This window comes from Humisphaera borealis, assembly GCF_015169395.1.
GTDB lineage: Bacteria > Planctomycetota > Phycisphaerae > Tepidisphaerales > Tepidisphaeraceae > Humisphaera > Humisphaera borealis.
Genome location: NZ_CP063458.1, coordinates 4,823,713 through 4,849,291, shown reverse-complemented (window position 1 = coordinate 4,849,291; position 25,579 = coordinate 4,823,713). Strand labels below are relative to the sequence as shown.

Here is a 25,579-nt window from a genome sequence, read left to right as displayed (position 1 = left end):
GAGACTGAAGAGCCGCGCACGAAGTGTACTCACGCAGTAAGCGGGAACCGTGAGGGGGATCGGAGCTTTGACGGTTCAGGAACGTCCCCGCTTACTACGTGAGTACACTTCGTGCGCGGCTCCTTCCGGACTTGGCCCGGTCCGCTGAGTACAGGGGAAAAAAGAGGATGGACTACATCTGGTCCGGGTGCTCAATCCCCAGCAGATCCAGTCCTTTGGCGAGCACTTTCGCCGTAAGGTTGGCGAGCGCGAGGCGGCTTGAGCGCATCGGCTCCTCGCTCGTCAGCACCGGGCAGGCTTCGTAGAACGAGCTGTACCGACCGGCCAGGTCGTAAAGGTAGGCACACAGCACGTGCGGCTTGAGTTCCCGACCGACCTGCTCCACGACTTCGCCGAACCGCAGGATCTGCTTGGCCAGTGCCAGCTCCTGCGGCGCGTCTAGCGCGATCGTTGTCGTCGCGCCGTCGCCGAACGTGATCCCCCGCTCCGCCGCCCGGCGGAAGATCGACCGGACGCGGGCGTAGGCGTATTGCATGTATGGCGCGGTGTTACCGTCCATCGCGAGCATCGCGTCGAACGAGAAGACGTAGTCGCTGACCCGATCTTTCGAAAGGTCCGAATACTTCACGCCGCCGATGCCGACGGTGTGGGCGATCGCCTTGAGCTGCTCGTCCGTCGGCGATTCCTCCCGCTCGGCGGCTTTCTGCTTGGCCAGGTCGAAGGCGCGCTGCTCGGCTTCGTCGAGGAGGTCTTTGAGCTTGACCGTTCCGCCGGTCTTGGTTTTGAACGGCGTACCGTCGGGGCCGAGCATGGTGCCGAACGCGGCGTGTTCCATGGAGACGTTGTCGCCCCAGCCGGCCTTCTTCACCGTCGCGAAGACCTGAGCGAAGTGCTGCGACTGCCGGGCGTCGACGAAATAGACGACACGGTCGGCCTTGAGCTCGGTGATGCGGTACTTCGCCGCGGCGAGGTCGGTCGTGCCGTAGAGGAATCCGCCGCCGGACTTCTCGATGATGAGCGGCGTCTTGAAGCCTTCGACGAAGACGGCAGTCGCGCCTTCGCTCTCGACTGCGATCTGGCGGGACTTGAGTTCCTCCACGACGGCGGCGAGGCGCGTGTTGTAAAACGATTCGCCCCGCTCATCGTCCGGCGTGAGCAGGACGCCGAGCCGCCGATAGATGGGCAGATAGTGCTCGCGCGTCTTGTCGACCAGCATCCGCCACATCGCCAGGGCGTCCGCGTCGCCGGACTGAAGCTTGACGACATTCAGCCGGGCTCGTTCCTGGAACGGCACTTCGACATCGAACCGCTTCTTGGCTTCGACATAGAACGCTTCAAGGTCGGAGAGCTTGGTCTCGCCGCCGGCGGACTGCTTGTCCTGCAGGTTGGCGATGAGCATGCCGAACTGGGTGCCCCAGTCGCCGACGTGGTTCTGCCGGATGACCTTGTGCCCTTGGAACGTCAGGACGCGTGTCGCTGCGTCGCCCAGGATCGTGCTTCGCAGGTGGCCGACGTGCAGTTCCTTGGCAATGTTGGGCCCGCTGTAGTCGATGACCACCGTCTGCGGCTTAGCGACCGGCTCAACCCCCAGCCGATCGGTCTTCCCCGCCAGGCTCAACTGCTCCGCGAGCCACTTCGGCGACAGCTTGACGTTGATGAACCCCGGGCCGGCGATCCAACTCTTGTCCGGCGGCGTGTCGCTCATGCCGCCGACGTTCAGCTTCGCAATAATCTGCTCGGCGACGGCGCGCGGGTTCGTCTTCTCACCGGCCTTTTCGGCCAGGGTCTTGGCCAGGCCCATCGCGGCATTGGACTGGTAGTCGCCGAACTTCTCGTTCGCCGACGGGCTGACGAGCGGGTCGATGTCGATGCCGTCGAGGGTCGGCGAGAACGCGGCCGCGATAGCGGCCTTAAACGCGTTGGATATCTGCTCCGAGATCGTCTTCATACAGAATCAGCCCTTTCGGGGCACTGCGGACCGGAAGAAACCCGGCCGACGTCCTGCGACTCGCCGGGAAATCGCGCATGCTACTGTAGATGCGTCACCCGGCCAACGGATGGGTACTGGCCACGGTATCTCCTTGGCTGTCGAACCAAAGCCGAAACCACCACGGAGCGGCTGTGTGCTTTTTCAAGTGAACGCTCCAGAAAAGTTATGACGCGAACTTCGAGTCCCAATGGGTCTTGTTCTTCACCATCTCGTTCAGGATGACCAGCAGCTTACGCATGCAGGCGGTCATCGCGACTTGGTAATGCTTGCCACGCCCGACAAGACCATCGAAGAAACGCCGGAACTTGTCGCAGCGTTGCCGGGCATTGAACGTCGCCATGTACAGGCAGTTTCGAACGTGATCCCGCCCCCCGCGGATATGCCGCTGGCCGCGTTGCGTGCCCGAGTCGCAGTTGAGCGGCGCCAGGCCGACGAGCTTGGCGATCTCCTGGCGGTTGAGTTTACCCAGCTCCGGCAGGCTGGAGACCAGCTGGTTAGCCGTTTCGGGCCCGATGCCGGGCACCGAGTCGATGATCTTCGACGTATTGTGCCAGTCGTCGTCGCCTTCGATCAGCTTGGCGATCGCGCGGTCCAGATCCTCGATCTGCTGGTTGACCAGCCGCAGCAGCTTCGTGGACTGGGTGGCCGCCAGCGTGGGCAGTTGTCCCTGGCCGCGGTTGCGTTCGGCGACCCGGACCTGCACCAGGCCGCGACGCCGGGAGACCAGGTCGGCCAGAACCGTCTGTTTCTCCGGCGTTTTGGCGGTAATCCGCGGGTTGAGCGCCCGTCCGAACGAGGCGATGACCTGGGCGTCGATCGCGTCGGTCTTCTCGAGCCTGCCGTCGGCGACGGCGAAGGCGCGGACGTTCTTGGGGTTGACGACCGAGACGTTGACGCCGGCCTGAAGCAACGCGGCGGCCGCGGCGCGGTGGTACCGGCCGGTGGACTCCAGGACAACCAGGCGAACCTTGTGCTGACGCAGCGTGGCGACGAGGCGTGCGACCCCCTCGTCGTTGTTGCTGACTCGCAGCCGCTGGGCGACGACATCAATGAAGACGTCGAGCTGATCCTTGGCGACGTCGATGCCGGCGACCGGCAACGAGACATCGGACACCGCGGCGGACGGAACGGCGTTGCTGTTGGCTTCGTGCTGCATGGTGGCTTCCCTGCCTTGCGAATACGAACTCCGCCGCCGGGGCGACGGGTTCAGTCGGCTGTTCGGGTTAGTCGCACGCGACGAACGACGATCAGGCTCCGTGACGACGTCCATGACGGCGTCTGGGCACGAACGATCTGTCGTCCGCCGCCGCTTCGCGGGCTTCTCGCTACGCTTCGAAGCCCGCGAAGCGGCATGCGGCATTGAACCATCAGACGGTACGGAATCCAACATACAAGGCACGGAGACACGGAGGGCAACCAGCCAACACAACGCGAATAGAGAATGCAGAACGAAGAATGAAGAACCGGGAATACAGAGAAGCCGATTGCGGCAGGTGTTCTCCTAGTCAGTATTCTTCTGTCTCCATTCTTGATTCGGCTCTCATTGACCAGGTCGCCCTCCGTGTCTCCGTGGTGATCTTCGGCCCTGGCTTTCAGGTTTTGCTCGCCGGGCGACGATTCGCCGGTATAATGCGTTGTCGTTCGACGTTGTTTAGAGTGTCGATCCAGCCGACTGACGTCCGAAAGACGTGAAGTCCCTTTGTGCTCCCAACAGACCCGCTCGTACACGTTAAGGATGACTCCCATGAAGAAGCATGTTCGCCGGTGGATGCTCGTGGCGGCCGTGGCGGCCGGTGCGGCAGCCGCGATCCTGTCCGGGCCGACCCGTCACAACTCGGCCGTCGCCGCCCCGGCGCAAGTCGCCGTTGCATCGGCCGACCAGTTGGCCACCGTCGAGCAGCTCAAGGCTGAAGCCTTCCGGGCGCTTCGCATAGGTGAGTTTGCCAAGGTCGGCGAACTACTCGACAAGGCCCGCGGCATCAGCAAGGACGACGCGACCCTCGAAAAGATGGCTGGCTGGACGAAAGAGTTCGAAACCCAGCGACAGGGTTTCGCCTCCGAACGACAGAAGCAGTACGAGAAAGCCGTAGAAGACGTCAAGAAGCTGCAGGCCGCCGGCAAGACGGTCTATGTCCCCGATGCCGCCGCCCGCGCCTTCCTGCTCGCCCCCGACAAGAAGGCATTCCGTGCCGAAGGTTGGGTGGACGAGCTCATCAAAGGCGCGATCACCCACGCCGAGGAGTACGAGAAGAAGGAGCAGTGGCTCAAAGCGCTGCGGCTGTACAGCGACCTGGGCTCGCTCGAGCCGGCTCAACCGGTCTGGAAGGAACGGCTCAAGACCGTCACCCGCCGGGTTCGATTGCTCGCGCTCTACACCCCCGAGACGCTGAAGGAAATCCAGCAGGCCGAGAGCAAGGAGCGTGAAGCCGCCGACGAGATCCTCAAGCCCACCACGCAGCCGGCGACCAAGCCCGCCAAGCCCGAGGCCGAGGACAACTTCAAGATCGATTGGAAGGAAACCCTCCGCGGCATCCGCATGGACATGCTGTGGGACGCCCTGGTCGATGCCCGCAACAACTACTACCGCGACACCAACTACAAGGCCCTGGCGATGGGCGGCCTCAACGGGCTGCGCGTGCTGGTGACCACACAGGGTCTGGACAAGGCGTTCCCCAAGCTCGGCGAAGAAGCCAAGCGGGAAGCCTTCCTGAACCTGCTGAACGAGCGCATCGCCGCCAACAAAGACGCCACCGTCGCCAACGAGCAGCTCGTGCTCCGCGACACGCTGGCACGGATCAAGGCCGAGAACCTACGGACGATCGGCCTGCCCGAAGAAGTGCTCGTCTCCGAGTTCGCCGACGGCGCGTTCGCCGAGCTCGACCCGTTCACCAGCATGATCTGGCCGAACGACCTGGAAGAGTTCCGCAAGAGCACCCAGGGTGAGTTCTTCGGCGTCGGCATCCAGATTCAGAACGACGACGACGGCAGCCTGAAGGTCGTCAGCCCGCTGGAAGACACCCCTGCGTTCAAGGCGGGCATCAAGGCCGGCGACATCATTACCCATATCAACGGCAAGAACGCCAAGGGCATCAGCACGAACCAGGCCGTTCGCACCATCACCGGGCCCAAGGGCACAGTGGTGAACCTGACGGTCCGCAGCCCCGACGGCGTGTCGAAGGATTACGCGATCAAGCGCGACGTGATCAAGGTCATCAGCATCAAGGGTTACACGCACCTGCCGGGCGGCGGGTGGGATTACTACATCGATGCCGACACCAAGATCGCATACATCCGCCTGACCAACTTCACCGCCGAGACCAGCAAGGAACTCGACGCCGCTGTTGCCAAGCTCAGTGAGAGCGGCGCCAAGGGTGTCATCCTCGACCTGCGGTACAACCCCGGCGGATTGCTGACGGCCGCGACCGAGGTGTGCGACAAGTTCCTGACCGATGGCGTGATCGTCTCGACGCGCCCGGACCGCGAAACCGGCAACCCGCACACCGTCGCCCGCGCCAAGAAAGACGCCGACGAATCGCACCTGCCGTTGGTCGTACTAGTGAACCAGTACTCGGCCAGCGCCAGTGAGATCGTCTCCGGTGCCCTGAAGGACCAGAAGCGGGCGACCATCGTCGGCGAGCGGACGTTCGGCAAGGGAAGCGTGCAGATGCTCTTCCCCCTGACCGATCGCAGCGCCCTGCTGAAGCTGACGACCAGCCATTACTATCTGCCGGCCGGTAAGTGCATCCATCGTGAAGAAAACAGCACTGACTGGGGCGTGGAGCCCGACCTGACGGTCGAGATGACCCCCGAGCAGATGCGGGCCGCGATCAACGCCCGCCAGGAACATGATGTCCTGCGTGACGGTGCGGCCCCCGCGACGAAGCCCGCCGTCGCCACGGACAAGAACCTCCTGAGCAGCGACCCGCAGTTGTCAGCCGCCGTGTTGCTCCTGCGGCTGGAACTGGCCGACGCCAAGGCCAAGACCTGAGCAAAGCGGATCGAACATTGAAGTCAGCCAGAGGGCTCCCGGATCGGGGGCCCTCTTTCATTGAGGAACTCACTACCGAGGAGTCAGCACGGGTCTGAGGCGAACCGGCGACGCGCGGCACCAGTGGCACAAAATTTGTGAAATTCAGAGGTGAATTGACCCGGGCTACAATCCAGTAATGGCTCGACGTGACGCCCCCTGGCAAACCTGCGAGTTGTGCGAGCGATCCGTCCCGCCCGGGATGGTGACGCTGCACCACCTCACGCCAAAACAGAAAGGCGGGAAAGCCGAGGACCGCGCGCCGGTCTGTCGTCCCTGCCACAAGCAGATTCACGCGATCTTCGGTAACACCGATCTGGCCCGCAGCTACGCCGACATTCTGCGCCTCCGCGAAGCACCGCAGATGCGGCCATTCCTGGTATGGATCAGGAAGCAGAAGCCGGACCGGAACTTCAGGACAGTGATGTCAAACGATCATCCACTGCGACGACGGCGACGGTGATATCGCAGGTGGATCGGACTTACCGGTTAGCCGCGACGCGAAGCGGAGCGCGGGTCAGCGCGGACCACGCAAACACTTCTACTGTGCATCTAACGCTCCGCTTCGCGTCGCGGCTAACCGTGCCATGTTCGCAGTCGGATTAAGGTCGATTCCCAGAAACGCGCGCAAAAAAAAAAGGGGCGGTCCCGGGCATGGACCGCCCCTGTGGGGCTGTGGGAAGGTTTCTCGGGTTGTGGGAGGCAGAAACCGTTCCCATCGGGGGGAAGAATGGGCTATTTCGTCGCTGCCTTCTAATGACGGTAGCGACGCCAACGACATAACAATGACAGTGCCAGACGTACTGGAAAACCCGTCCGCTCGGCCTCGATTTCTGCAAGACGCGATCCCATCACTGATTAGAGAACGAATTTTCGTCAGCATTCCCAGGCGGAACCGACGCCGGGGCGCGGGACTCGTTCCGACGATCCGGTTTTGTCGCGAAAACGGACTGAACGTGGGTCAAATTGTCCGGTACGCTGCCCGCCGGGTCGGGTTACGACATCGCCCCGAAAGGTCTCAAATGTTTGCACTCAGTCCCATCAACGCTAGGGACGCTCAGAAGTACCCTGATATAGCAAGCAGGTCGTAGCGTATTGCTCATATCACGGCTACGGCCAGCTTTAACGATGTGTCGATGAAAAGAAGGCACGCTGCAACGGAGTAGATCGCATGCTGTCCATTCTGGCCCCCAAACCCGCCAACTCCGGCTACTGCGATGGCATCTCCCGGCGGAACTTCCTGCGTATCGGTGCGCTGGGCCTGGGTGGGTTGGCATTGCCACAGTTGCTCCGCGCCGAAGCCGAGCAAGGCATCCGCAAATCGCACAAAGCCGTCATCATGATCTTCCTGCCCGGCGGTCCTGCCCATCAGGATCTTTGGGATCTCAAGCCCGACGCCCCTGCCGATATCCGCGGCGAGTTCAAACCGATCAAGACCAATGTCGGCGGCATCGAGATCTCGGAACTGATGCCCAGGCTCGCAAAGCGCATGGACAAGTGCGCGATCATCCGATCGATGGTCGGGGCCGACGGCGCACACGACGCGTTCCAGTGCATGACCGGCCGCAAGTCGCGCCGGCAACAGCCGCCCGGCGGCTGGCCGTCGCTCGGATCCTGCGTGTCGAAGGTGCTCGGTCCGCAGGACAAGGCAATTCCCGCGTTCTGTGGCTTGGCTCCCCCGATGGGGCACATGGAGTGGGCCGACACCGGTCAGGCCGGATTCCTGGGGATTCCGCACGCTCCGTTCAAGCCATCCGGCGACGGCAAGGAAGACATGGTGCTCAACGGCGTCACGCTCGATCGCCTCGGCGACCGCCGTGCCCTGCTCACCAGCCTCGACCGCTTCCGCAGCGAGATGGACAGCTTCGGCCAGATGGAAGGCGTCGATGCCTTCAACCAGCAGGCGATCGGCATGCTCACCAGCAGCAAGCTCTCGACCGCGCTCGACCTGGCTAACGAAGACCCGAAAATCATTGAGATGTACGGCAAAGGCGATCCCAAGAATCGCGACGACGGCGGCCCGAAGCTGATGGAACACTTCCTGATCGCCCGCCGGCTGGTCGAAGCCGGCGCGCGGGTGGTGACCCTCGCTTTCAGCCGGTGGGATCATCACGGCAAGAACGCCGAGGCGCTGCGCCAGGATACGCCGATGCTCGACCAGGGCGTGTCGGCACTGATCGACGACCTCTACGCCCGCGGGCTGGACAAGGACGTCAGCGTGGTGGTGTGGGGCGAGTTCGGCCGAACGCCAAAGATCAACGACAAAGGCGGTCGCGACCATTGGCCGAAGGTGTCGGGCGCGCTGCTGTTCGGCGGCGGCATGAAGGTGGGCCAGGTCATCGGCAGCACCACCCGCGACGCCGGCGAAGCCGACAGCCGACCGGTGCAGTTCGGCGAAGTCTTCGCGACGCTGTACCACAACCTTGGAATCGACGTGAACAAGGCCACCGTGCCCGACCTGAGCGGCAGGCCCATGTACCTGGTCGAAGACGGCTGCCAGCCGATGAAGGAATTGGTCGGGTAGCACAATTCATTGGTGGGGCAGACATTCATTCTTGTCTGCCTCGGACACTCTACGCCGTGGCCGAAGGAACGGGCCGAACTAAGAAGGTGGCTTCGGACGGACGAGTACGTCCGCCCGAGGCAGGCAAGAGTGCCTGCCCCACCAGAGAAGTGACGTCGTTGTGAAGTGTCAGGTCTGGCCGTACCGGGGAACTACACATCGGACCCAACCCGAACACCGCGTTCGGAAGGCCCATCTCTCAAATGCCCTCCGGCGCTTCGCGTCGGTCTGAGGCGGAAAGGCGTCCTGCCATGCTGACGATCTTCGGAAAGCGCGCGAGCTTCTGTGACGGCATCTCCCGGCGGAACTTCCTCAAGATCGGGGCCTTCGGACTGGGGGCCAGCCAACTGACCCTTCCCCAACTGCTCCGCGCCGAAGCGGCCCAGGGCATTTCCAGGAACCACAAAGCACTCATCATGGTCTACCTGCCCGGCGGCCCCAGCCACCAGGACATGTACGACCTCAAGACCGACGCCCCGGCCGATATCCGCGGCGACTTCAAGCCGATCAACACCAACGTCAACGGCATCCAGCTTTGCGAGCACCTGCCACGGCTGGCCGGCATAATGGACAAGCTGGCGGTCATCCGCTCGGTGGTCGGGTCGGAAGGGCAGCACGGGTCGTTCCAGTGCCTGACCGGCCGTTCCAAGCGACCTGTCATGCCACCGGGCGGCTGGCCGACGGCCGGCGCGATCCTGTCCAAGGTCTACGGCGCGGCGAACCGGTCGATGCCGCCTTATGTCACCCTTAGCGGCGACAACATGCGTGGCGGCGAAGCCTACGGCTACCTCGGCGTCAGCCACTCGCCCTTCTCGCCGTCGGGCCAAGGCCGCCGCGACATGACGCTCAACGGCGTCACCCTCGACCGCCTGGAAGATCGCAAGTCCCTGCTCGGCAGTCTCGACAAGATGAAAGCCGAGTACGACAACTCCGGCCAGATGGAAGGCAGCGACGCCTTCAATCACATGGCGATGGACATGCTGACCAGCACCCGCGTCGCCGAAGCACTGGACGTGAAGAAGGAAGACCCGCGCGTCCTGGAGCGCTATCGCAGCGCCGCCAAGGACGACCGCGGCTCCATGGACAGCTTCTGTGTCGCCCGTCGGCTTGTCGAAGCGGGCGCTCGCTGCGTCACGCTCAGCTACGGCGGCTGGGACACCCACTCCGACAACTTCAAGAGCATGGCCAAGCGGCTACCGGGCCTCGATGCCGGCGTGTCGTCGCTGGTCACTGACCTCTACGAACGGGGGATGGACAAGGACGTCGCGGTCGTTGTCTGGGGCGAGTTCGGCCGAACCCCCAAGATCAACGCCAAGGCCGGCCGCGACCACTGGCCGCGCGTCTGCGGCGCGCTGGTTGCCGGCGGCGGCATGAAGATGGGCCAGGCGATCGGCAAGACGGACCGCCTCGGTGGTGAGGCCGCCGACCGTCCCGTCCACTTCGCCGAAGTTTTTGCCACGCTCTACACCAAGCTCGGTATCGATACCAGTAAGGTCACTCTCAAGGATCTGTCCGGCCGGCCGCAGTACGTGGTCGATCAGGCGTACCAGCCGATGCGCGAACTGGTGTAATTGACGGTGGGACAGAACTGGCGAAGTACTTTCAGAAATCGGGATCTTCAAATGCGAACATCGAACATCGAGCGCCGAACTTCGAATATCGAAACGCAGAGTCGACCGGGATCTCATTCGATGTTCGACGTTCGACGTTCGGCGTTCGGCGTTCGGCTTGCCGCAATATTCACTATTCTGCTCAGCATTCCGGTCGTCGCAGCGAGCCCGACCGCCGTCGTGCTCCACGCCGGCGACGAAGCCGTCACCTCCCTGAAGCTCAAGGGTTCTGAAGCCCGACATCAGCTCCTGCTCACCGGCAAACTCCCCGACGGCAGTTTCGTGGATTTCACCCGCCAGGCGAAGTTCGACGTTTCGCCCGCGGCGGTCGCCAAAGTGGACGCCGACGGCCTGCTGGTGGCGACGGCCAACGGCACGGCGTCGGTCACCGCGACGACCCCTACCGGCCAGTCGGCGTCACTCACACTCACCGCCGAGCAGATCGAATCACAACTGCCGATTAACTTCGCCAATTCGGTCGTCCCGATCTTCACCAAGAACTCTTGCAACTCCGGCGGGTGCCACGGCAAGAGTGGCGGCCAGAACGGCTTCCGCCTGTCGCTGCTCGGCTTCGAACCGACCGAAGACTACGAGCACATCGTCAAGGAAGCCCGCGGCCGCCGCGTCTTCCCCGCCTCCCCCGAGCAGAGCCTGCTGCTGACCAAGGCCGTCGGCAGCACGCCGCACGGCGGTGGCAAGCGGCTCGAAGCCGGCACTGACGACTACCGCCTGATCGTAAGCTGGATGGCCCAGGGCATGCCCTACGGCAAGGCCGAGGACCCGAAGGTTTCGCACATCGCCGTCCACCCGCCCCGCCGCATCATGGCCCGCGGCGGATCGCAGCAGCTACTGGTGCTCGCCCATTACACCGACGGCACCGTGCAGGATGTCACCCGTTCGGCGTTGTACGAGCCGAATGTGCAGGAGATGGCCAAGGTCGCCGAGGACGGCAACGTCAGCATCGCCGGTCAGCCGGGTGACGTGGCCGTGATGATTCGCTACCAGGGCAAGGTCGCCGTCTTCCGGGCGACCGTACCGCTGGGCGCCGAAGTGAAGGACCTGCCGCCGGCGAAGAACTTCGTCGACGAACTGGTGTTCAAGAAGCTCAAGGAAATCGGCATGCCGCCGTCGCCAGTATGCGACGACGCGACGTTCATTCGCCGGGTGACGATCGACATCGCGGGCCGGCTGCCCAGACCCGCGGAAACATCGGCCTTCCTGGCCGACAAGGACGCCGCCAAGCGCGACAAACTGATCGACAGCCTGCTGGCGAGCCCCGATTACGCCGACTACTTTGCCAACAAGTGGAGCGCCCTGCTCCGCAACAAGCGGACGCAGCCCAATTACATCCGCGGCACTTACGCCTTCCACGCCTGGGTCCGTGACAGCCTGCTGGAAAACAAGCCTTACGATCAGTTCGTCCGCGAGATCGTCACCGCCAGCGGCGACATCGACATGAACCCCGCCGTCAGCTGGTACCGCCAGGTGAAAGAACCGACGGCCCAGCTCGAAGACACGGCACAGCTGTTCATGGGCATGCGGCTGCAGTGTGCCCAGTGCCACCATCACCCGTTCGAAAAGTGGAGCCAGCAGGACTACTTCAGCTTCTCGGCGTTCTTCAGCCGGGTCGGCCGCAAAGCCGGGGCGATTCAAGGGGAAGAAGTCATCTTCCACAAGCGCGGCGAAGCGTCGGCGACCAACCCCAAGACCAAGCAGTCGGTCAAGCCCGCCGGCCTCGGTGCGGATCCCGTCGCCAGCGCCGCCGACGAAGACCCCCGCATGCTGCTGGCCGACTGGATGACCAACAAGCGGAACCCGTTCTTCGCCAAGTCGCTCGCCAACCGTTACTGGAAGCACTTCTTCGGTCGCGGCATTGTCGACCCTGAAGACGACATGCGCGAGACCAACCCGCCCACCAACCCCGAACTACTCGACGCTCTGGCGACCTACTTCACCGCCAACGGCTTCGACATGAAGGCGTTGATCCGGGAGATCTGCCGCAGCAGCACTTATCAGCTCAGCTCACAACCCAACGCCCACAACGGCGTCGACAAGCAGAATTTCAGCCGGTACTACCCCAAGCGGCTGAACGCCGAGGTGCTGCTCGACGCGGTCGACCAGTTGACGGCGACAAAGACGAAGTTCAATGGCCTGCCCGAAGGCACGCGAGCCGTGCAGTTGCCCGACAACAGCTTCAACGCCCAGAACTATTTCCTGACCGTCTTCGGTCGTCCCGACAGCAGCAGCTCGTGTGAGTGCGAACGCTCGACCGAGCCGAGCCTCGCCCAGAGCCTGCATCTGCTCAACGCCAAGGACATGCAGGACAAGGTGTCCAACGGCCGGGCGGCGAAGCTGGCGCAGGACCCACGCCCGGACGAGGAAAAGATCCGCGAGCTGTACCTCTGGGCCTACGCCCGCGAGGCTGAGACCGCCGAGATCGCTGTCAGCACCGACTACATCCACCGCCTGACCGCTGCCGACGCACCGCCACCCGAGGTCAAGCCGGAAGGCAAGCCCGAGAAGCCCGCCAAACCCGAGAAAAAGCCGGCGAAGGTGGATACGGCCGCGAAGAAGAAACAGGCTTACGAGGACATCATCTGGGCGCTGATTAATACGAAGGAGTTCTCGTTCAATCATTGAACGTGGTTGGCAACAATCCGTTCACGAATTGACGAAGGTCTTGCGCCTGAATTGTTATCCTGAGAGCAAGTGACGTTTTGACGAAATGCGTCGATCTGGTGCCACGGGTCGCCGGTACTTCGGAGACCCGTGCTGCCGGTCCAACTCGCGCACGGGTCTGCGGAGTACCGCCGACCCGTGGCACCGGGCATTTACTCATGCCCGTGTCGCCCTTCGCGCGAACGCACGGGCATGAGTACATGCCCATGCCAATAAGGAGGGCTCCGTGCTCCGTTCCGTTTCGGTCGCCGTTGTTAGTCTTTTCATCGCCTCCAGCGCCCTCGCACAGTTGCCCGCGGCCCGCATCTCGGCCGTCGTGCCGCCCGGCGGTAAGTCGGGCACGACGTTCGATGTGAAGATCGAAGGCATCGACCTCGACGACATCGCCGAGCTGCGTTTCAGCCACCCGGGGATTAACGCTAAAAAGAGCGAAGCAGACGGTAAGTCAAAGACCGGTACGTTCACGGTTACGTTGGGCAACGACGTACCCGTCGGCGTCTACGACTGCCGCGCCATCGGGCGGTTCGGCATCTCAAACCCGCGCGGGTTCTTCGTCCACGACCGCCAGACGGCCGCGGGTGCCAAGGCGGGCAATACGCCCGACGCCGCCGCCAAGCTTCCCCCCAATGCCTACGCCGCCGGGCAATGCTCGGCCAACGCGTTCGACTTCTGGTCGTTTACCGCCGCCAAGGGGCAGCGGGTAATGATCGAATGCGTCGCGAAAGAGATCGACTCGAAGCTGTCGCCGAACCTGGCGGTCGACGATGCCACCGGTCGCGAGCTCGACCGCAGCCGCCGAAACGGCTTCATCGACTTCACAGCACCGGCCGATGGCGATTACCTCATCCGCGTCAGTGATGCGCTCTATCGCGGCGGCAACGAGTTCAACTACCTCCTGGCCGCCTCCGCCGCCCCACGACTAAGCCACGTTTTTCCCCCCTCTTCCAAGCCTGGCGGGAAGACCACCTTTACCCTGTTCGGCCGTAACCTGCCCGGCGGAAAGAAGAGCGAACTGCTCGCCGCCGACGGCAAGCCACTGGAACAGATCCAGGTCGATATCGACCTTCCGATCGAGCCGGCCGCAGGCCAGCGACTTCAGTCGGCCGGAATGGTCGCGCCGTCCAGTGCAGCGCTCAGCGGGTTTGCGTACCGCCTCAAGAGTGATTACGGAACGTCGAACGCCGTGCCGATTCTGTACGTCGGCACGAAGCCCGAGGTTGAGACGGAAGCGATCGAAACCGGCAAGCGAAATGATTTGCCGGAGAACGCCCAGAAGCTGTCGCTGCCGGCCGAGGTCGCCGGGCGGTTCTACCCCCGCAACGACCGCGACTACTACACGTTCGACGCCAAAAAGGGTGACGTCTACTTCGTCAGCATCGTCTGCGACCGGCTCGATCAGCCGGCCGCTCCGCTGGTCGTCGTGCAGAAGGTGACGAAGGACGACAAGGGTGAAAAGCTCGCCGATGTCCTCACCAGTCCGGAGGACGAATCGAACCCCGGCACGCCGGCGTTTCGGACATCGACCCGCGACTTTGCGATGAAGTGGGAGGTCAAGGAAGACGGGGCGTATCGCCTGCTCGCCCGCGACCGCTTCAGCCTTTCTCGCGACGACGGCGCCCTCCGCTATCACCTGTCCATCCGCAAGCCTGCCCCCGATTTCCAGCTCGCCGCTTCGCCGGTGTCGGCGGCGGCCTCGGAGACGGCCGTCTGGAACCCCGTGCTCCGTAAAGGCGGCACGGCGGTGCTCCGCGTCAACCTCTTCCGACAGGACGACTTCGAAAGCGATGTGACCGTGTCGGTCGTCGGACTTCCGCCGGACGTGAAGTGCGACCAGGTGACGATCTCCGGTAAAGAGAGCGTGGGCGTCCTGCTGCTGTCGGCAACCAACGATACGAAACCCTGGGCGGGTCGGATCGGCGTCGTCGCGACGGCCAAGACCGACACCGGCGAGCTTAAGCGCGAGGCCCGCGCCGGAGCGGTCGTCGCCGGTTCCAACGCCGACCCCAAGGCAAACAACAATAACAACCTCGACATGATCGTCGCCCGCGTGGTGAGCGACCTGGCGATCGCGGTCTGCGACGAAGCCGAACCGCTGACGCTGACGACCGCCGACGACAAGGTGTACGAAGTCGTCAGCGGCGAAAAGCTGTCGATCCCGCTTAAGCTGAGCAAGGCTGGTGAGATCAAGGCCGCGCTGAAGCTCAAGGCGTTCGGGCCAGAAGCATTCAAAGGGCTCAAGGAAGTCAGCATCGACGTCAAGGCCGACAAGGCGACGGTCGAACTGGACACCAAGCAGGTCAAGCTCCCGCCGGGAACTCACATCTTCTACCTGGCGTCGCCGGCGCAGTTCAAATACGAGCGCCCCGGCGGCGACCCACCCGCCAAGCCGGATGAGAAGAAGAATGGCAAAGACAAGAAGAAGTTGGACGCCAAGGACGTGTCGACGACGCTGATCTCCGCGCCGATCACCGTCAGGGTTCTTCCCGCACCGGAAGCGGAGAAGAAGGACAAGAAGAAGTAGCTGTCCGTGACACGGGTTTCCAACCCGTGCGAGCTGCACCCGAAGGGCGGCAGCTTCAAATCCTCGGCAACCTGTCTGGGTCTTGACCGCCCATTTGAGGATTGACACAACTCGACGCCGACGCACCTTGCACGGGTTGGAAACCCGTGTCACGGACAGCCAAGCAGTTGGAACACACCATGGCACGTTATAGAGCACTGCTGATCGTCGGATTCGCCTCGCTTATCGGAACGGTGCCCTGCCCCGCCGCCGACCAACCCATTCCGGTTGCCAAGCTTGATCGCACTTCCACCGTCGACTTCGAAAAAGAGCTCCTGCCGATCCTGAACAACTCCTGCCTGGCGTGCCACAACAAGACCAAGCCCAAGGCCGGCCTGGTGATGGAAACACCGGCCGACATCCTTAAGGGCGGCGACAGCGGGCCGGCGGTTGTCCCGGGCAAGCCTGCCGAAAGCATGCTGCTCAAGTCGGCGGCCCACAGCGACAAAGACATCGAGGCGATGCCCCCGCCGGGGAACAAGGTGAAGGCCCCGAACCTCACCAGCGAACAACTCGGCCTGATGGCGCTCTGGATCAGCCAGGGCGCCAAAGGTGAAGTGAAAGGCGCCGGTCCGATCGCCTGGCGGCAGGTCGCGCCGAGCATTCAGCCGATCCTCGCCGTCGCGGTCACGCCCGACGGCCGCCTTGCCGCCGCCGGCCGTGGCGTGGGGATCGATTTGTACGACCTCAAGGCCGGCAAGCTCATCGGCCGCATCGCCGACCCCGCCCTGAAGTCCGACGCCACCCGCCCCGCCGCCCATCGCGATCTCGTGCAATCGCTTGCCTTCACCGCCGACGGCAAGCTGCTCGCGTCCGGCAGCTACCGCGAAGTCAAACTCTGGAAGCCGGCGAAGGACTCTGAGGCGACCGACTGGGCGCTCGACAAAACCATCGGCACCGGCGACGGCCAATCCCCTCTCGCCGACCGTGTTTTGGCACTGGACTTCAGCCCCGATGACAAGACCCTCGCCATCGCCGGCGGCGCACCCACGCGCGGCGGCCAGCTTTCCCTTTACTCGATCGCTGACGGAAAGATCGAGAAGTCGCTCGACGAACTCCACTCCGACACCATCCAGGCGATCTGCTTCTCCGCCGACGGCAAGCAGATCGTCACCGGCTCGGCCGACAAGTTCGTTCGTCTGATCGACCTGCCCGGCGGCAAGGTCGCCCGCAGCTTCGAGGGACACACACATCACGTGCTGGGCGTCGCGATCAGCAAGGACGGCAAGACCATCGTCAGTTCCGGCGCCGACAATGCCATTCGGTTCTGGGATGTCGCCTCCGGCGATCGCAAAAAGACCTCGCCCACATTCGACAAGGAAGCCACCAGCATCCACCGCGCCGGAGACGACTTCGTCGCCTGTACCGGCGACGCCAGGGTAGAAACGTTCAAGAGCGACGGAAGCAAGTCCAAAACCCTCAGCGGTGCGACCGAGTTCATGCACGCCGTCGCGGCATCCGCCGACGGAAAGCTGATCGTGGCCGGCGGGCAGGACGGCGTGCTGCGGGTCTGGACGGCCGACGGCAAGTCCGTGGGAACGTTTCAGTAACGTGTCACTAATTGTGGCCGTTTCATCCTTTCACCAATCTAACGGACGGCCATAATGGGGGGAAGATGGCGATCCAGACGAACTGTCCCAATTGTCGCAAGCCCTACCGCGCGGCTGACGCCATGGCCGGTCGCCGGGTGCGCTGCCGTGATTGCGGGAGCGTCTTCGCACTGACCAGCGGCCCGGCCGCGGCTGTCGCAACCGATAGCCGGCCGGCCGCACGGCAGGATCTCCCCGCCGGCGTGAATGCCGCCAGCCCCGCAGGCAAACTTGCCGGTCCCGCCGCCGATGCCTTTCGCATCCCCCCGGCGACGGCCCGAGGCGGAACCGAGAGCGTCAATCCGCTCGACGCCCCGGTGCTGACCGGCCAGGGCGACAGCGACGCCGTCTTCACGCACGCGTTCCAAAGCTATCAGCCCGCCGCACGGCTCAACTACATCCACAACTTTCCCTACGCCTACCTGCTGGACCGCTGGCTACCCCCGCTGCTGATCGGCGTCAGTGTCGTCTGGTTGCTCCTCCAAATCTCCCTAGGGAATGAGTCTGGTGCCGGCTGGGCGATTGCCCTTCGGCTGTTCCTGGCGATCGCCGGATTCGGTCTGGTGTTCTTTCCGCTGGGCTGGCTGGGCATGTCGCTGGGGTGCCGATGGGCGCGGTTCAACCGTCCGCCGTCGCCGGCAAAGCGGGTCGCAGCTGCGACCCTGTTTCCCTATGCCCTGCTGCTGATCCTCTGGATGCTCGTCGGCAGCCCGGCGGGTGCGATCCCCGCGGTACTGGTCACGCTCATCGTCGCGGTCGGCCTCGCGTGGCTTCTGTACCGGCCGACCCCCGAAGAATCGCCGATCAGTCTCACCGCGGCCGGGGCGGCGTTTCTTGTTGGCGTAGCAGTCTGCTTCGCGGCAGCGCTTGGCATTAACGAAGCGGCGCGCTCGATCGCTCGTTCCGGCAAACCATCCCCCGACCTGGTCTCCAGCCCGGTCGGTCCAGGGCTGGCATGGGAGCCCCGCGCGGTGCCAGTTGATGACGGCAAAACGCCGACAATCGCCCGCGTCGATCCGCCGCCGGCGACCACCGAGCCCACGCCGACCGAGCAGCCCCCGGAACCTCAGCCCCCGCAGCCGCAAACACCGGAACGCCCGCCCGGCGATCCTGTCCCACAGGCAGCTCCAGTGCTGCCCCCCGTGGCCACTCCCCCGGCCACCCGGCCAAGCCCTCCGCCGGCGACGATGGCTTCGATTCTGCCCGACCCCTTCGCAGCCAGCCGGCTTTTCGGCCAGGGAGCCTCGTCCACCCGCCCGACACAATCCGATCCCCCCGGCGCGCCCGAAACTCCGGCGAACCCCGGCAATCCGCCGGCCACGCCCGCACAACCCACCGGCGATCCGCTCGCCGACCGCGTCGTCGTTGCGGCTTCGCCGCTGGTGGCGAAGGTCGATGTCCCCAAGACCCTGCCGCCGTTCGAGCGGGTGGTGTTCCCGATCACGCCGTCGCCGTTCGCCCTGTTCATTCGGCCGGCGCAGGGCCTTAACGCCGACGCGTTGGAAGTCTGGAACCTTCAGACAATGGTCCGCGTGTCGTCCCGCATCGCGCCGCACGATGAGCGTGACGACCCGCTGTCCGGCAACTATGCACTTCACCCTTCTGGAACGCTGGTCGCCCGAATCGGCGCGTTCCCGACGCTGGGCGTCGACCTGATTTCCACCAGCGACCTGCTGACCGCACCGCAGCGCGTTCCCTTCCCGCCCGCCGGCAGTCCGATCAAGGCGATCTCTCGGCCAAAGGTCGTCGGCTTCGTCGCCGACGAGCGCGTTCTGGTTCATGGCGAAGACGGCGACCGGTCCGCGATGCTGGTCTTTGATATCAGGAACCGGGGCATCAGCCGGGACAACTACGTTCCGACCGGCCCCTGGACGCCAACCAACCGCGCCGCCAGCCCCGACGGCCGGTTCTTTGCCATCGTCGGCGAAACGCTCGGCACCGACGGCCAGCCACAGGCCGAACTCGCCGTCGTGGATGTGCTGGCGTACACGGTGCGGAAGACGCCGATCGTCGGCGTGGACAAGCAGTGGGCCGCGGCACCGACGGGTGTCGCGTTCTCGCAGGATGGGAAAAAGCTCGCGATTCTGTACGAGCGCAACGGCCAGGCGGCGATCCTCTGGCAGCAGTTCGATGCCAAGGTCATGCCTGGTGAAGTCCGGCGATTGCAGGTGATGGTGCCGCCGGCCGTCGGCAACGCTCCGCCCGAGGAAGGCACGCCGCCCGTCGCCGGCCGACTGGCCTCCATCAACGGCGGCCGGGCGTGGCTCGTCGGCGGGAACGCCATCGTCGATGCCGCGAACGGACAACCCATCGGCGACCTCGGCGTGCCGCAGCATCTGGGTTCCCACGACGTCGGTGGATCGATAGCAGTCGTCCGCGACGACGAAGGCCCCCGCCGAATGATCCTCATCCGCCTGGCCCCCTCACTGACGGCCAAGCCCGCCACCAACCCGGCGACGCCGCCGCGGTGACCGCTTGGTTCGTCTTGGGTCTGGGAAGAACAAGAGAACACGAAGGCGCGAAGGCTCGAAGAAAGCACGAAGAAGACTCTTCGTGAGGAGCCGCGCGGGTCGCGATCTTCGGACGACATCGGGCTTTGTCTGATGTCGAGAAAACAAGGCTTCTGGAGGCATCAACGAAGAGCTGACGAACTCCGTGGACTACCCTGCAAGGTCTTTCCTACTTCGTGCGTCCTTCGTACCTTCGCGCCTTCGTGTTCTCTTCGTTTCGAGCGATCTCCACGGACGAGCCACTCAGCCCGCGTACTTCGCCGCGAAGGCCCGGGCGACGTCGAGTGCTTCGCCGAGCTTGGTCGGGTCTTTACCACCGGCCTGGGCGTGCTGGGGTCGGCCGCCGCCGCCGCCGCCGGCGACCTTCGCCGTGTCGCGGATCCAGTCGCCGGCCTTGAGGCCCAGCTTGATCACGTCGTCACTCACGATCGCGACGAACGACACCTTCCCGTCGGCGACGCCGCCGAGCAGGATGCCAAAGCTCCCGGCGCGCTTCTTGAGCGAGTCGGTGATGGTCAGCAGCTGCTCGGCACTGGCGTCGGGGACGTCGGCGACGACGAGCTTACCTGGACCGATGGGCGTCGCTGCGGCCAGCAGCTTCTCGGCGATGCCGGAAACATCGACCGACGACGCCGCGCTCTGCTTCTGTGACTTTTCGTAGGTCTTGATACGCGCCTGCAGGTCGGCGATCGCCGCCTGCGTCCGTCGCTTGCCGCGCAGGCTGACGGGTGACCCGGCGAGCGTCTTTTGAATCTCCTGCAGGGATGCCGACAGCAACTCGTTCGGTGCCCGAGTCGCATTGGCGACGAGCAACTCCAGCGCGGCGTCGGCCGCCTGCACCTGCCGGGCGGCGTCGCCGGTGTGGGCCACAATTCGGCGGATGCCCTTGCTGACCGACTCCTCGGCGGTGATGGCAAACGCCGTCGCCTGGTCGGACGACTTGAGGTGCGTGCCGCCGCAGAACTCGATGGAGAACTGCCGCCAGTTTTCGTTGGCCGGGTCTCTCAGCAGGTCGGCAACCGGGACGCCGATCGAAACGACGCGGACCATCGGCGGATACTTCTCACCGAACACTGCCCGCAGGCCGTTGATCTTGAGCGCCTGCTCCTGCGGCGCTTCCTCGGCGTAGACCGGCAGCTTTCGCACGATCGATTCGTTGACGAGCTGCTCGATGCGCCCCAGTTCGTCGTCTGCGATCGCCTTGTTGTGGGAGAAGTCGAAGCGGAGTTTTTCGGGGTCGACGAGCGAGCCCTTCTGCTGCACGCCTTCGCCGAGGACTTCACGCAACGCCCAGTTGGCGATGTGGGTGGTGGTGTGGTTTTGCTCGGTCCGCGGACGGAGGACGGCGTCGACGGCAACCTCAAGCTCTGTGCCCACCTTGATCGCGCCGTGGCGGAGTTCGCCCACATGCAGCACGTAGCCACCCACGCCGCGAGCGGTGGTGACGGCGAACGACGTGCCCGGCGCGTTCATCGTCCCTTCGTCGCCCACCTGCCCGCCCATCTCGGCGTAGAAGGGCGTGCGATCCAGAATCACCGCGACGGCTTCCGGTCCCCTCCTCCGGTACTCCGGGGGAGGGTTAGGGTGGGGGTTGCTTCCAACGACGCTGTCCGCCGAGTTTGCAGTGATGCCGCTCGCCGAAAAACCCCCACCCTCGCCCTCCCCCGGAGTACCGGAGGAGGGGACAGCGGCGACGCTCTCGACAAGTTCACGCCCGTTCCAGATCGCCTTCACAGTGGCGCGAGTGCGAGTCCCCGCATACTTGGGCGAGTCGTCCGTCTTCGCAACCGACTGCTTCTGAAGACTTGCGATGACGTCAGGCGGAAGGTCGAAGAGGCTCGTGTCCTCTTCCTTCCCGCCCGACCGGGCCTTGTCGCGGGCCTCTTCCATCAACTTCTCGTAGCCGGCGAGGTCAACGGACATGCCGCGTTCTTCGGCCATGATGCGAGAGAGGTCTACGGGAAAGCCAAATGTGTCATGAAGCTTGAAAACGCGGTGACCGTCAATGACAGGAGCGGATTTCAAATACTTCTTGACGATAGCCCCATTCAAATCGGCAGCGCGTATTACTTCGATCGTTTCCGCAATATCAAACTTCAGTCGCATGATCCGCACACTCGTGGCGTCAAGTAGCGGGAGCGTACCGTCGTCGCGCCAACGCTGGATGTCGGATTCCAAAACGCCGCCATGACTAAATCCTCCGATCTCGCAGTGGAGGCGCTCTTCGCTTTGCACATTCGTATGCTCTTCATCGAACTGTTTCTTGAATGCTTCTACAGCAGCAGAGAGCGATAGAGCGATCCCCCTCTCCAGCGTCCTCCCAAAGCTAACCTCCTCATCCTTCACCAACTCCACCACGCGTTCCGTACCCTTCTTCAACTCCGGAAACGCCCCACCCATCGCCTCCACCACCACCGGCACCAGCTTGTGCAGGAACGGCTCTTTCAACTCTAACTGCTGCCGGCCGAAGCGGACGGCTCGGCGCAAGATACGGCGCAGGACGTACCCTCGACCTTCATTCGAAGGCACCGCGCCATCCGTCAGCGCGAACGTCAGGCACCGGATGTGATCGGCGATCACGCGAAACGCGATGTCGTGGCGTAGCTGTGCATCGGCGGCCTCGGCGACGGGATCGGCGCTGTTGGATTTCGGGTACTTCCCGCCGTAGGTGATGCCGCTCAGTTCCTTCAGCTTCGCCCAGAACGGGTCAAACAGGTCGATGCCGTAGTTGTCGTCCTTCCCCTGCAGCACCTGGATGATGCGCTCCAGGCCCATGCCGGTGTCGACGTGCTGCGCGGGCAGCACGTCGAGCGTTGAATTCTGAGCGACCCAGGCGGCTCGGTTCGATGTCCCGAAACTCTGCACGCGAATACGATCGCGTGAGGTCTGTGCATCTTCGCCGGGGAGAGGCTCGCTGCGCGTCGAATCAAAGCTCTTGACCGCGGCCTCCCCTCCCGTCTTCCATGCGCGGTTGTACTGGATGAAGACGTTGTTCCAGACCTCCATCACCCGCGGGTCTTCACCACTCAGGACCGTCGGGCCGCCGGTCTTGTCCGGCGTGCGGTCGACGAAGATTTCGGTGCAGGGGCCGCACGGGCCGGTATCTCCCATCTCCCAGAAGTTGTCCTTCGTGTTGCCGTAGTGAATGTGGTCGTCGGACTTGTGCCCGTACTGCTCCCAGTTGGCGACCTTCCGCCAGATGTCGGCGGCTTCGTTGTCGCGCTCGACGCCGATGCTGGCGTCGCCGGCGTGAACGGTGACGTGCAGCCGGGTGGGGTCGAGCTTCCAGACCTTGGTCAGCAGCTCCCAGCTCCATGCGATCGCTTCTTTCTTGAAGTAGTCGCCGAAGGACCAGTTGCCGAGCATCTCGAAGAACGTGTGATGCCGGCGGGATCGGCCGACGTCGTCGAGGTCGTTGTGCTTGCCGCCGGCGCGAATGCACTTCTGCGTGTTGACCGCCCGCGTATAGGCGCGCTTCTCGGTGCCCAGGAATAGCGGCTTGAACTGGTTCATCCCCGCGTTGGTGAACAGCAGCGTCGGGTCGTCGTGCGGCACGACCGGCGACGACGGAACGAACGTGTGTCCGTGCTTCTGCACGAAGAAGTCGATGAACTGCTGGCGGATTTCGGCGGAGGTCATGTTGGCTCGTAAAAACCGGGAAAAGACAAATCGAGTCCCGGATTATTCACGAACATGCGGGGGCGGACAAGGTGGGGGCGGCTCGCCACGCGTTGAAGATTCACCACGAAGGCACGAATGTCACGAAGAGCCACGAAGAAGCGAGAAAACTGTCATCGTGAGGTACGCCGAAGGACCTCGTAAAACTGGGAGTCATGGCAAGGTCGTTGAAGAGCACGCGAACACCCGTGTCTGGTCGAATACTTGTCGGACCGGATACCAGATCCTTCGGCGTGGTCGTTCTGAAATTGGTTCGCCAATTGGTGCCACGGGTCGCCGGTACTCCGGAGACCCGTGTCTTGGCCCGGCACGCGCGAAAGCACGGGTCTGCGGAGTACCGCCGACCCGTGGCACCGGAGTCGCTTTCATCGCACGGAGGTGCGGCAACGCTTCACGAAAACCTGATATGACAACTTTCTGTTTTCTTCGTGGCTCTTCGTGCCCTTCGTGGTGAATTTTCGGCTTCGAGACGACAAGCGCAGCCGTCATTCGCGAGCCGACACAACCGTCCCCGGCGTGGATACCTTGATGCCGCACTCGGCGGCCGAATGTTGGGACAGGACGTCCAGCACATCGGGAAGGTGCCGCAACGCGATGCCGGCGAGGGATTCGAGTACGTCCCCCTTCTTCACCTGCCCGGCGAGCGGGCTCTGGGCATCGACCGACACAACCGCCACGCCACCCCGGGCCGCGGGCCCAAGCTGTAAGCCGCGCCAGAAAAACCGCTGACGTTCGATCGTCACCGGGGCCGACGCCACCTCGCGCTGCCGCGGGCGGAGCTTGACGGCTACCGACTTGCCCCCGCGGTAGACCTTCGCGCTCACGTCTTTGCCCACCGCGGCGTCGCCGACCGAGCGAATGAAGTGCTCGCTGTCGCGGACCGGCGATCCGCCGAGCGACGCGATGATGTCACCGGCCTTCAGGTCGGCGTCGGCGGCGGGCGAGTTGGGCTCGATGAAATCGACCCGCGCTCCGCACAGGCCTGGCAGCCCCGCGGCGCGGCACTCGCTGTCGGTCGGCGTGCTGGTGCGAACGCCGAGATAGCCGTAGGTCACTTCCTGCCCCGATTTCAGGCGGTCGATGATCGACCGCACGCGCGGGCCCATCGGCAGCGCAAAGCCGATGCCGTTGACCTGCTTCACCGGCAGGATGACGGCGCAGTTCACGCCGATGACATTACCCGCCAGGTCGAACAGCGGCCCGCCGGAGTTGCCGGGGTTGATCTGGGCGGTGGTCTGGATGAGATCCTGATACAGCCGGTCTTCCCGGCCCGAGAGCTTGGGGAGCGATCGCCCGACCGCCGACACCACGCCGATGCTGACCGACATCTCCCCGTCGCCGGCCAGGCCGTAAGGGTTGCCGACCGCCATCGTCCATTGGCCCCGGCGGGTCTCGCCGGTGGCCAAGGTGACCGGCGGCAGGTGCGTGGCGGCGATCTTCAGCACGGCCAGGTCCGACCTCGGGTCTGAACCGACGACGACGGCAGGATAGACGCGCTGGTCGTCGGTGGTGACCCAGATCTGGGCGGCATGGCCGATCACATGTTCGTTGGTGACGATGTACCCGGCCGAGTCGATGACGAAGCCGGTCCCCACGGTGCGGTCGAGCGCTTCGAGTGCGGCGTTCAGCTTTTCGGGATTGGTGCTGCCGGGGTGCTGGATGTCATCCAGCGCGAGCGGCGTTTCGATCGCGGATATCGCGACGACGGACGGGATAACTTTTCGGGCGACGACTTCGAACTGCTTTTCGAGACGGGGTGCGTCGAACGAGTCGTCGACATGAAGGGCGGCCAGCCGGGCTTCGCCCGTGTCGCCGGCGGACTTGTCCGCCCTAACCTGGCCCGAGGTGATCGCAGGCGGAGACGCCGTCCCCGCACAGGACGCGAGAAACCCGAGCCCGGCGACCGACAACAGCGAAAGTTTGAGATAGCGCCCGTACCCGTGGCCCATGAAGTCGCCCTCAAGGCACTGGCAACGGAACCAGCGAACACGATACCGGCGGAATACAGCAACCGCTCGCGAACCGCGGCAAGCCCATCGCCCGTGGACGTCATTGCAAGAGGCGTGCCCGTAACCGACGGGAAGCCCTTACCCAGATAACGCCAAGGTGTACATCAGCAAAATCCGCGATATGGCTTAACTTTCTCAGAAGCCAGACTGCATCAATTTCGCCGTGCCCCGGAAGATGTGCCGAATGGTTGCTCGAAACCGCTGCAGGAACTTGCCGGTGCGCGAAGATTGGGCAGGGTTACCGGCGAGATACCGGACCCAACGCACCCGACAGGATTCGAACCTGTGACCGGCGGATTAGAAATCCGCTGCTCTATCCAACTGAGCTACGGGTGCCGATGGCGTAAGTATATCGCGATCCGTC

The 25,579-nt window shown here is 64.0% G+C and carries 12 protein-coding genes and 1 tRNA gene; 8 read left to right on the top strand and 5 right to left on the bottom strand.

The genetic code is table 11. The features are described 5' to 3' along the window. Positions 1–172 precede the first annotated feature (172 nt). Both argS and IPV69_RS18015 read right to left on the bottom strand, forming a co-directional pair. Positions 173–1,948, bottom strand: coding sequence for an arginine--tRNA ligase (gene argS / locus IPV69_RS18020; protein ID WP_206291111.1), 1,776 nt, complete (start codon positions 1,946–1,948; stop codon positions 173–175). Positions 1,949–2,153: 205 nt separating this feature from the next. After that, entirely contained in the window at positions 2,154–3,146 is a 993-nt protein-coding gene (locus IPV69_RS18015; RefSeq protein WP_206290195.1) for an IS110 family RNA-guided transposase, read from the bottom strand. Between the two features lie 588 nt (positions 3,147–3,734). Between IPV69_RS18015 and IPV69_RS18010 the strand changes: the two genes are divergently transcribed. The 8 genes from IPV69_RS18010 to IPV69_RS17975 all read left to right on the top strand — a co-directional run bounded on the left by IPV69_RS18010 (position 3,735) and on the right by IPV69_RS17975 (position 19,489). Beyond that, on the top strand, positions 3,735–5,978 hold the full coding sequence (locus IPV69_RS18010; RefSeq protein WP_206291110.1) for a S41 family peptidase: 2,244 nt from the start codon (positions 3,735–3,737) through the stop codon (positions 5,976–5,978). Positions 5,979–6,156: 178 nt separating this feature from the next. Next, the gene (locus tag IPV69_RS18005) at positions 6,157–6,480 is read left to right on the top strand and encodes an HNH endonuclease signature motif containing protein (RefSeq protein ID WP_206291109.1); all 324 of its coding nucleotides are present in this window, start codon (positions 6,157–6,159) and stop codon (positions 6,478–6,480) included. Between the two features lie 708 nt (positions 6,481–7,188). Further along, a complete protein-coding gene (locus tag IPV69_RS18000) occupies positions 7,189–8,541 on the top strand; it encodes a DUF1501 domain-containing protein (RefSeq protein ID WP_206291108.1) in 1,353 nt (450 codons plus the stop codon). Between the two features lie 290 nt (positions 8,542–8,831). After that, on the top strand, positions 8,832–10,151 hold the full coding sequence (locus IPV69_RS17995; RefSeq protein WP_206291107.1) for a DUF1501 domain-containing protein: 1,320 nt from the start codon (positions 8,832–8,834) through the stop codon (positions 10,149–10,151). 120 nt (positions 10,152–10,271) lie between these two features. Further along, positions 10,272–12,830: a DUF1549 and DUF1553 domain-containing protein gene (locus IPV69_RS17990; RefSeq protein ID WP_206291106.1), complete on the top strand. Its 2,559-nt coding sequence runs from the start codon at positions 10,272–10,274 to the stop codon at positions 12,828–12,830. Between the two features lie 265 nt (positions 12,831–13,095). Then, complete coding sequence (locus tag IPV69_RS17985; RefSeq protein WP_206291105.1) at positions 13,096–15,390, top strand: PPC domain-containing protein; 2,295 nt, start codon at positions 13,096–13,098, stop codon at positions 15,388–15,390. Between the two features lie 179 nt (positions 15,391–15,569). After that, on the top strand, positions 15,570–16,979 hold the full coding sequence (locus IPV69_RS17980; protein WP_206291104.1) for a c-type cytochrome domain-containing protein: 1,410 nt from the start codon (positions 15,570–15,572) through the stop codon (positions 16,977–16,979). A 122-nt stretch (positions 16,980–17,101) separates the two neighbouring features. Beyond that, positions 17,102–19,489: a YncE family protein gene (locus tag IPV69_RS17975; RefSeq protein ID WP_206291103.1), complete on the top strand. Its 2,388-nt coding sequence runs from the start codon at positions 17,102–17,104 to the stop codon at positions 19,487–19,489. Positions 19,490–19,771: 282 nt separating this feature from the next. On the opposite strand, the gene alaS is transcribed toward IPV69_RS17975, so the two are convergent. From alaS to IPV69_RS17960, 3 genes are all read right to left on the bottom strand, one after another. Beyond that, the gene (gene alaS / locus IPV69_RS17970) at positions 19,772–23,167 is read right to left on the bottom strand and encodes an alanine--tRNA ligase (protein ID WP_206291102.1); all 3,396 of its coding nucleotides are present in this window, start codon (positions 23,165–23,167) and stop codon (positions 19,772–19,774) included. A 524-nt stretch (positions 23,168–23,691) separates the two neighbouring features. Beyond that, positions 23,692–25,155, bottom strand: a complete 1,464-nt coding sequence (locus IPV69_RS17965) for a S1C family serine protease (protein ID WP_206291101.1) — start codon at positions 25,153–25,155, stop codon at positions 23,692–23,694. 322 nt (positions 25,156–25,477) lie between these two features. Further along, a tRNA-Arg gene (locus tag IPV69_RS17960) sits at positions 25,478–25,551 on the bottom strand. Between the last annotated feature and the right edge of the window lie 28 nt (positions 25,552–25,579).

Bases quoted from the DNA above. Each gene is read 5' to 3' on its own strand.
- IPV69_RS18000 (WP_206291108.1), top strand. From the start codon at position 7,189: ATGCTGTCCATTCTGGCCCCCAAACCCGCCAACTCCGGCTACTGCGAT.
- IPV69_RS17980 (WP_206291104.1), top strand. From the start codon at position 15,570: ATGGCACGTTATAGAGCACTGCTGATCGTCGGATTCGCCTCGCTTATC.
- IPV69_RS17975 (WP_206291103.1), top strand. From the start codon at position 17,102: ATGGCCGGTCGCCGGGTGCGCTGCCGTGATTGCGGGAGCGTCTTCGCA.
- IPV69_RS17995 (WP_206291107.1), top strand. From the start codon at position 8,832: ATGCTGACGATCTTCGGAAAGCGCGCGAGCTTCTGTGACGGCATCTCC.
- IPV69_RS18005 (WP_206291109.1), top strand. From the start codon at position 6,157: ATGGCTCGACGTGACGCCCCCTGGCAAACCTGCGAGTTGTGCGAGCGA.
- alaS (WP_206291102.1), bottom strand. From the start codon at position 23,167: ATGACCTCCGCCGAAATCCGCCAGCAGTTCATCGACTTCTTCGTGCAG.
- IPV69_RS18010 (WP_206291110.1), top strand. From the start codon at position 3,735: ATGAAGAAGCATGTTCGCCGGTGGATGCTCGTGGCGGCCGTGGCGGCC.
- IPV69_RS18015 (WP_206290195.1), bottom strand. From the start codon at position 3,146: ATGCAGCACGAAGCCAACAGCAACGCCGTTCCGTCCGCCGCGGTGTCC.
- IPV69_RS17965 (WP_206291101.1), bottom strand. From the start codon at position 25,155: ATGGGCCACGGGTACGGGCGCTATCTCAAACTTTCGCTGTTGTCGGTC.
- IPV69_RS17990 (WP_206291106.1), top strand. From the start codon at position 10,272: ATGTTCGACGTTCGACGTTCGGCGTTCGGCGTTCGGCTTGCCGCAATA.
- argS (WP_206291111.1), bottom strand. From the start codon at position 1,948: ATGAAGACGATCTCGGAGCAGATATCCAACGCGTTTAAGGCCGCTATC.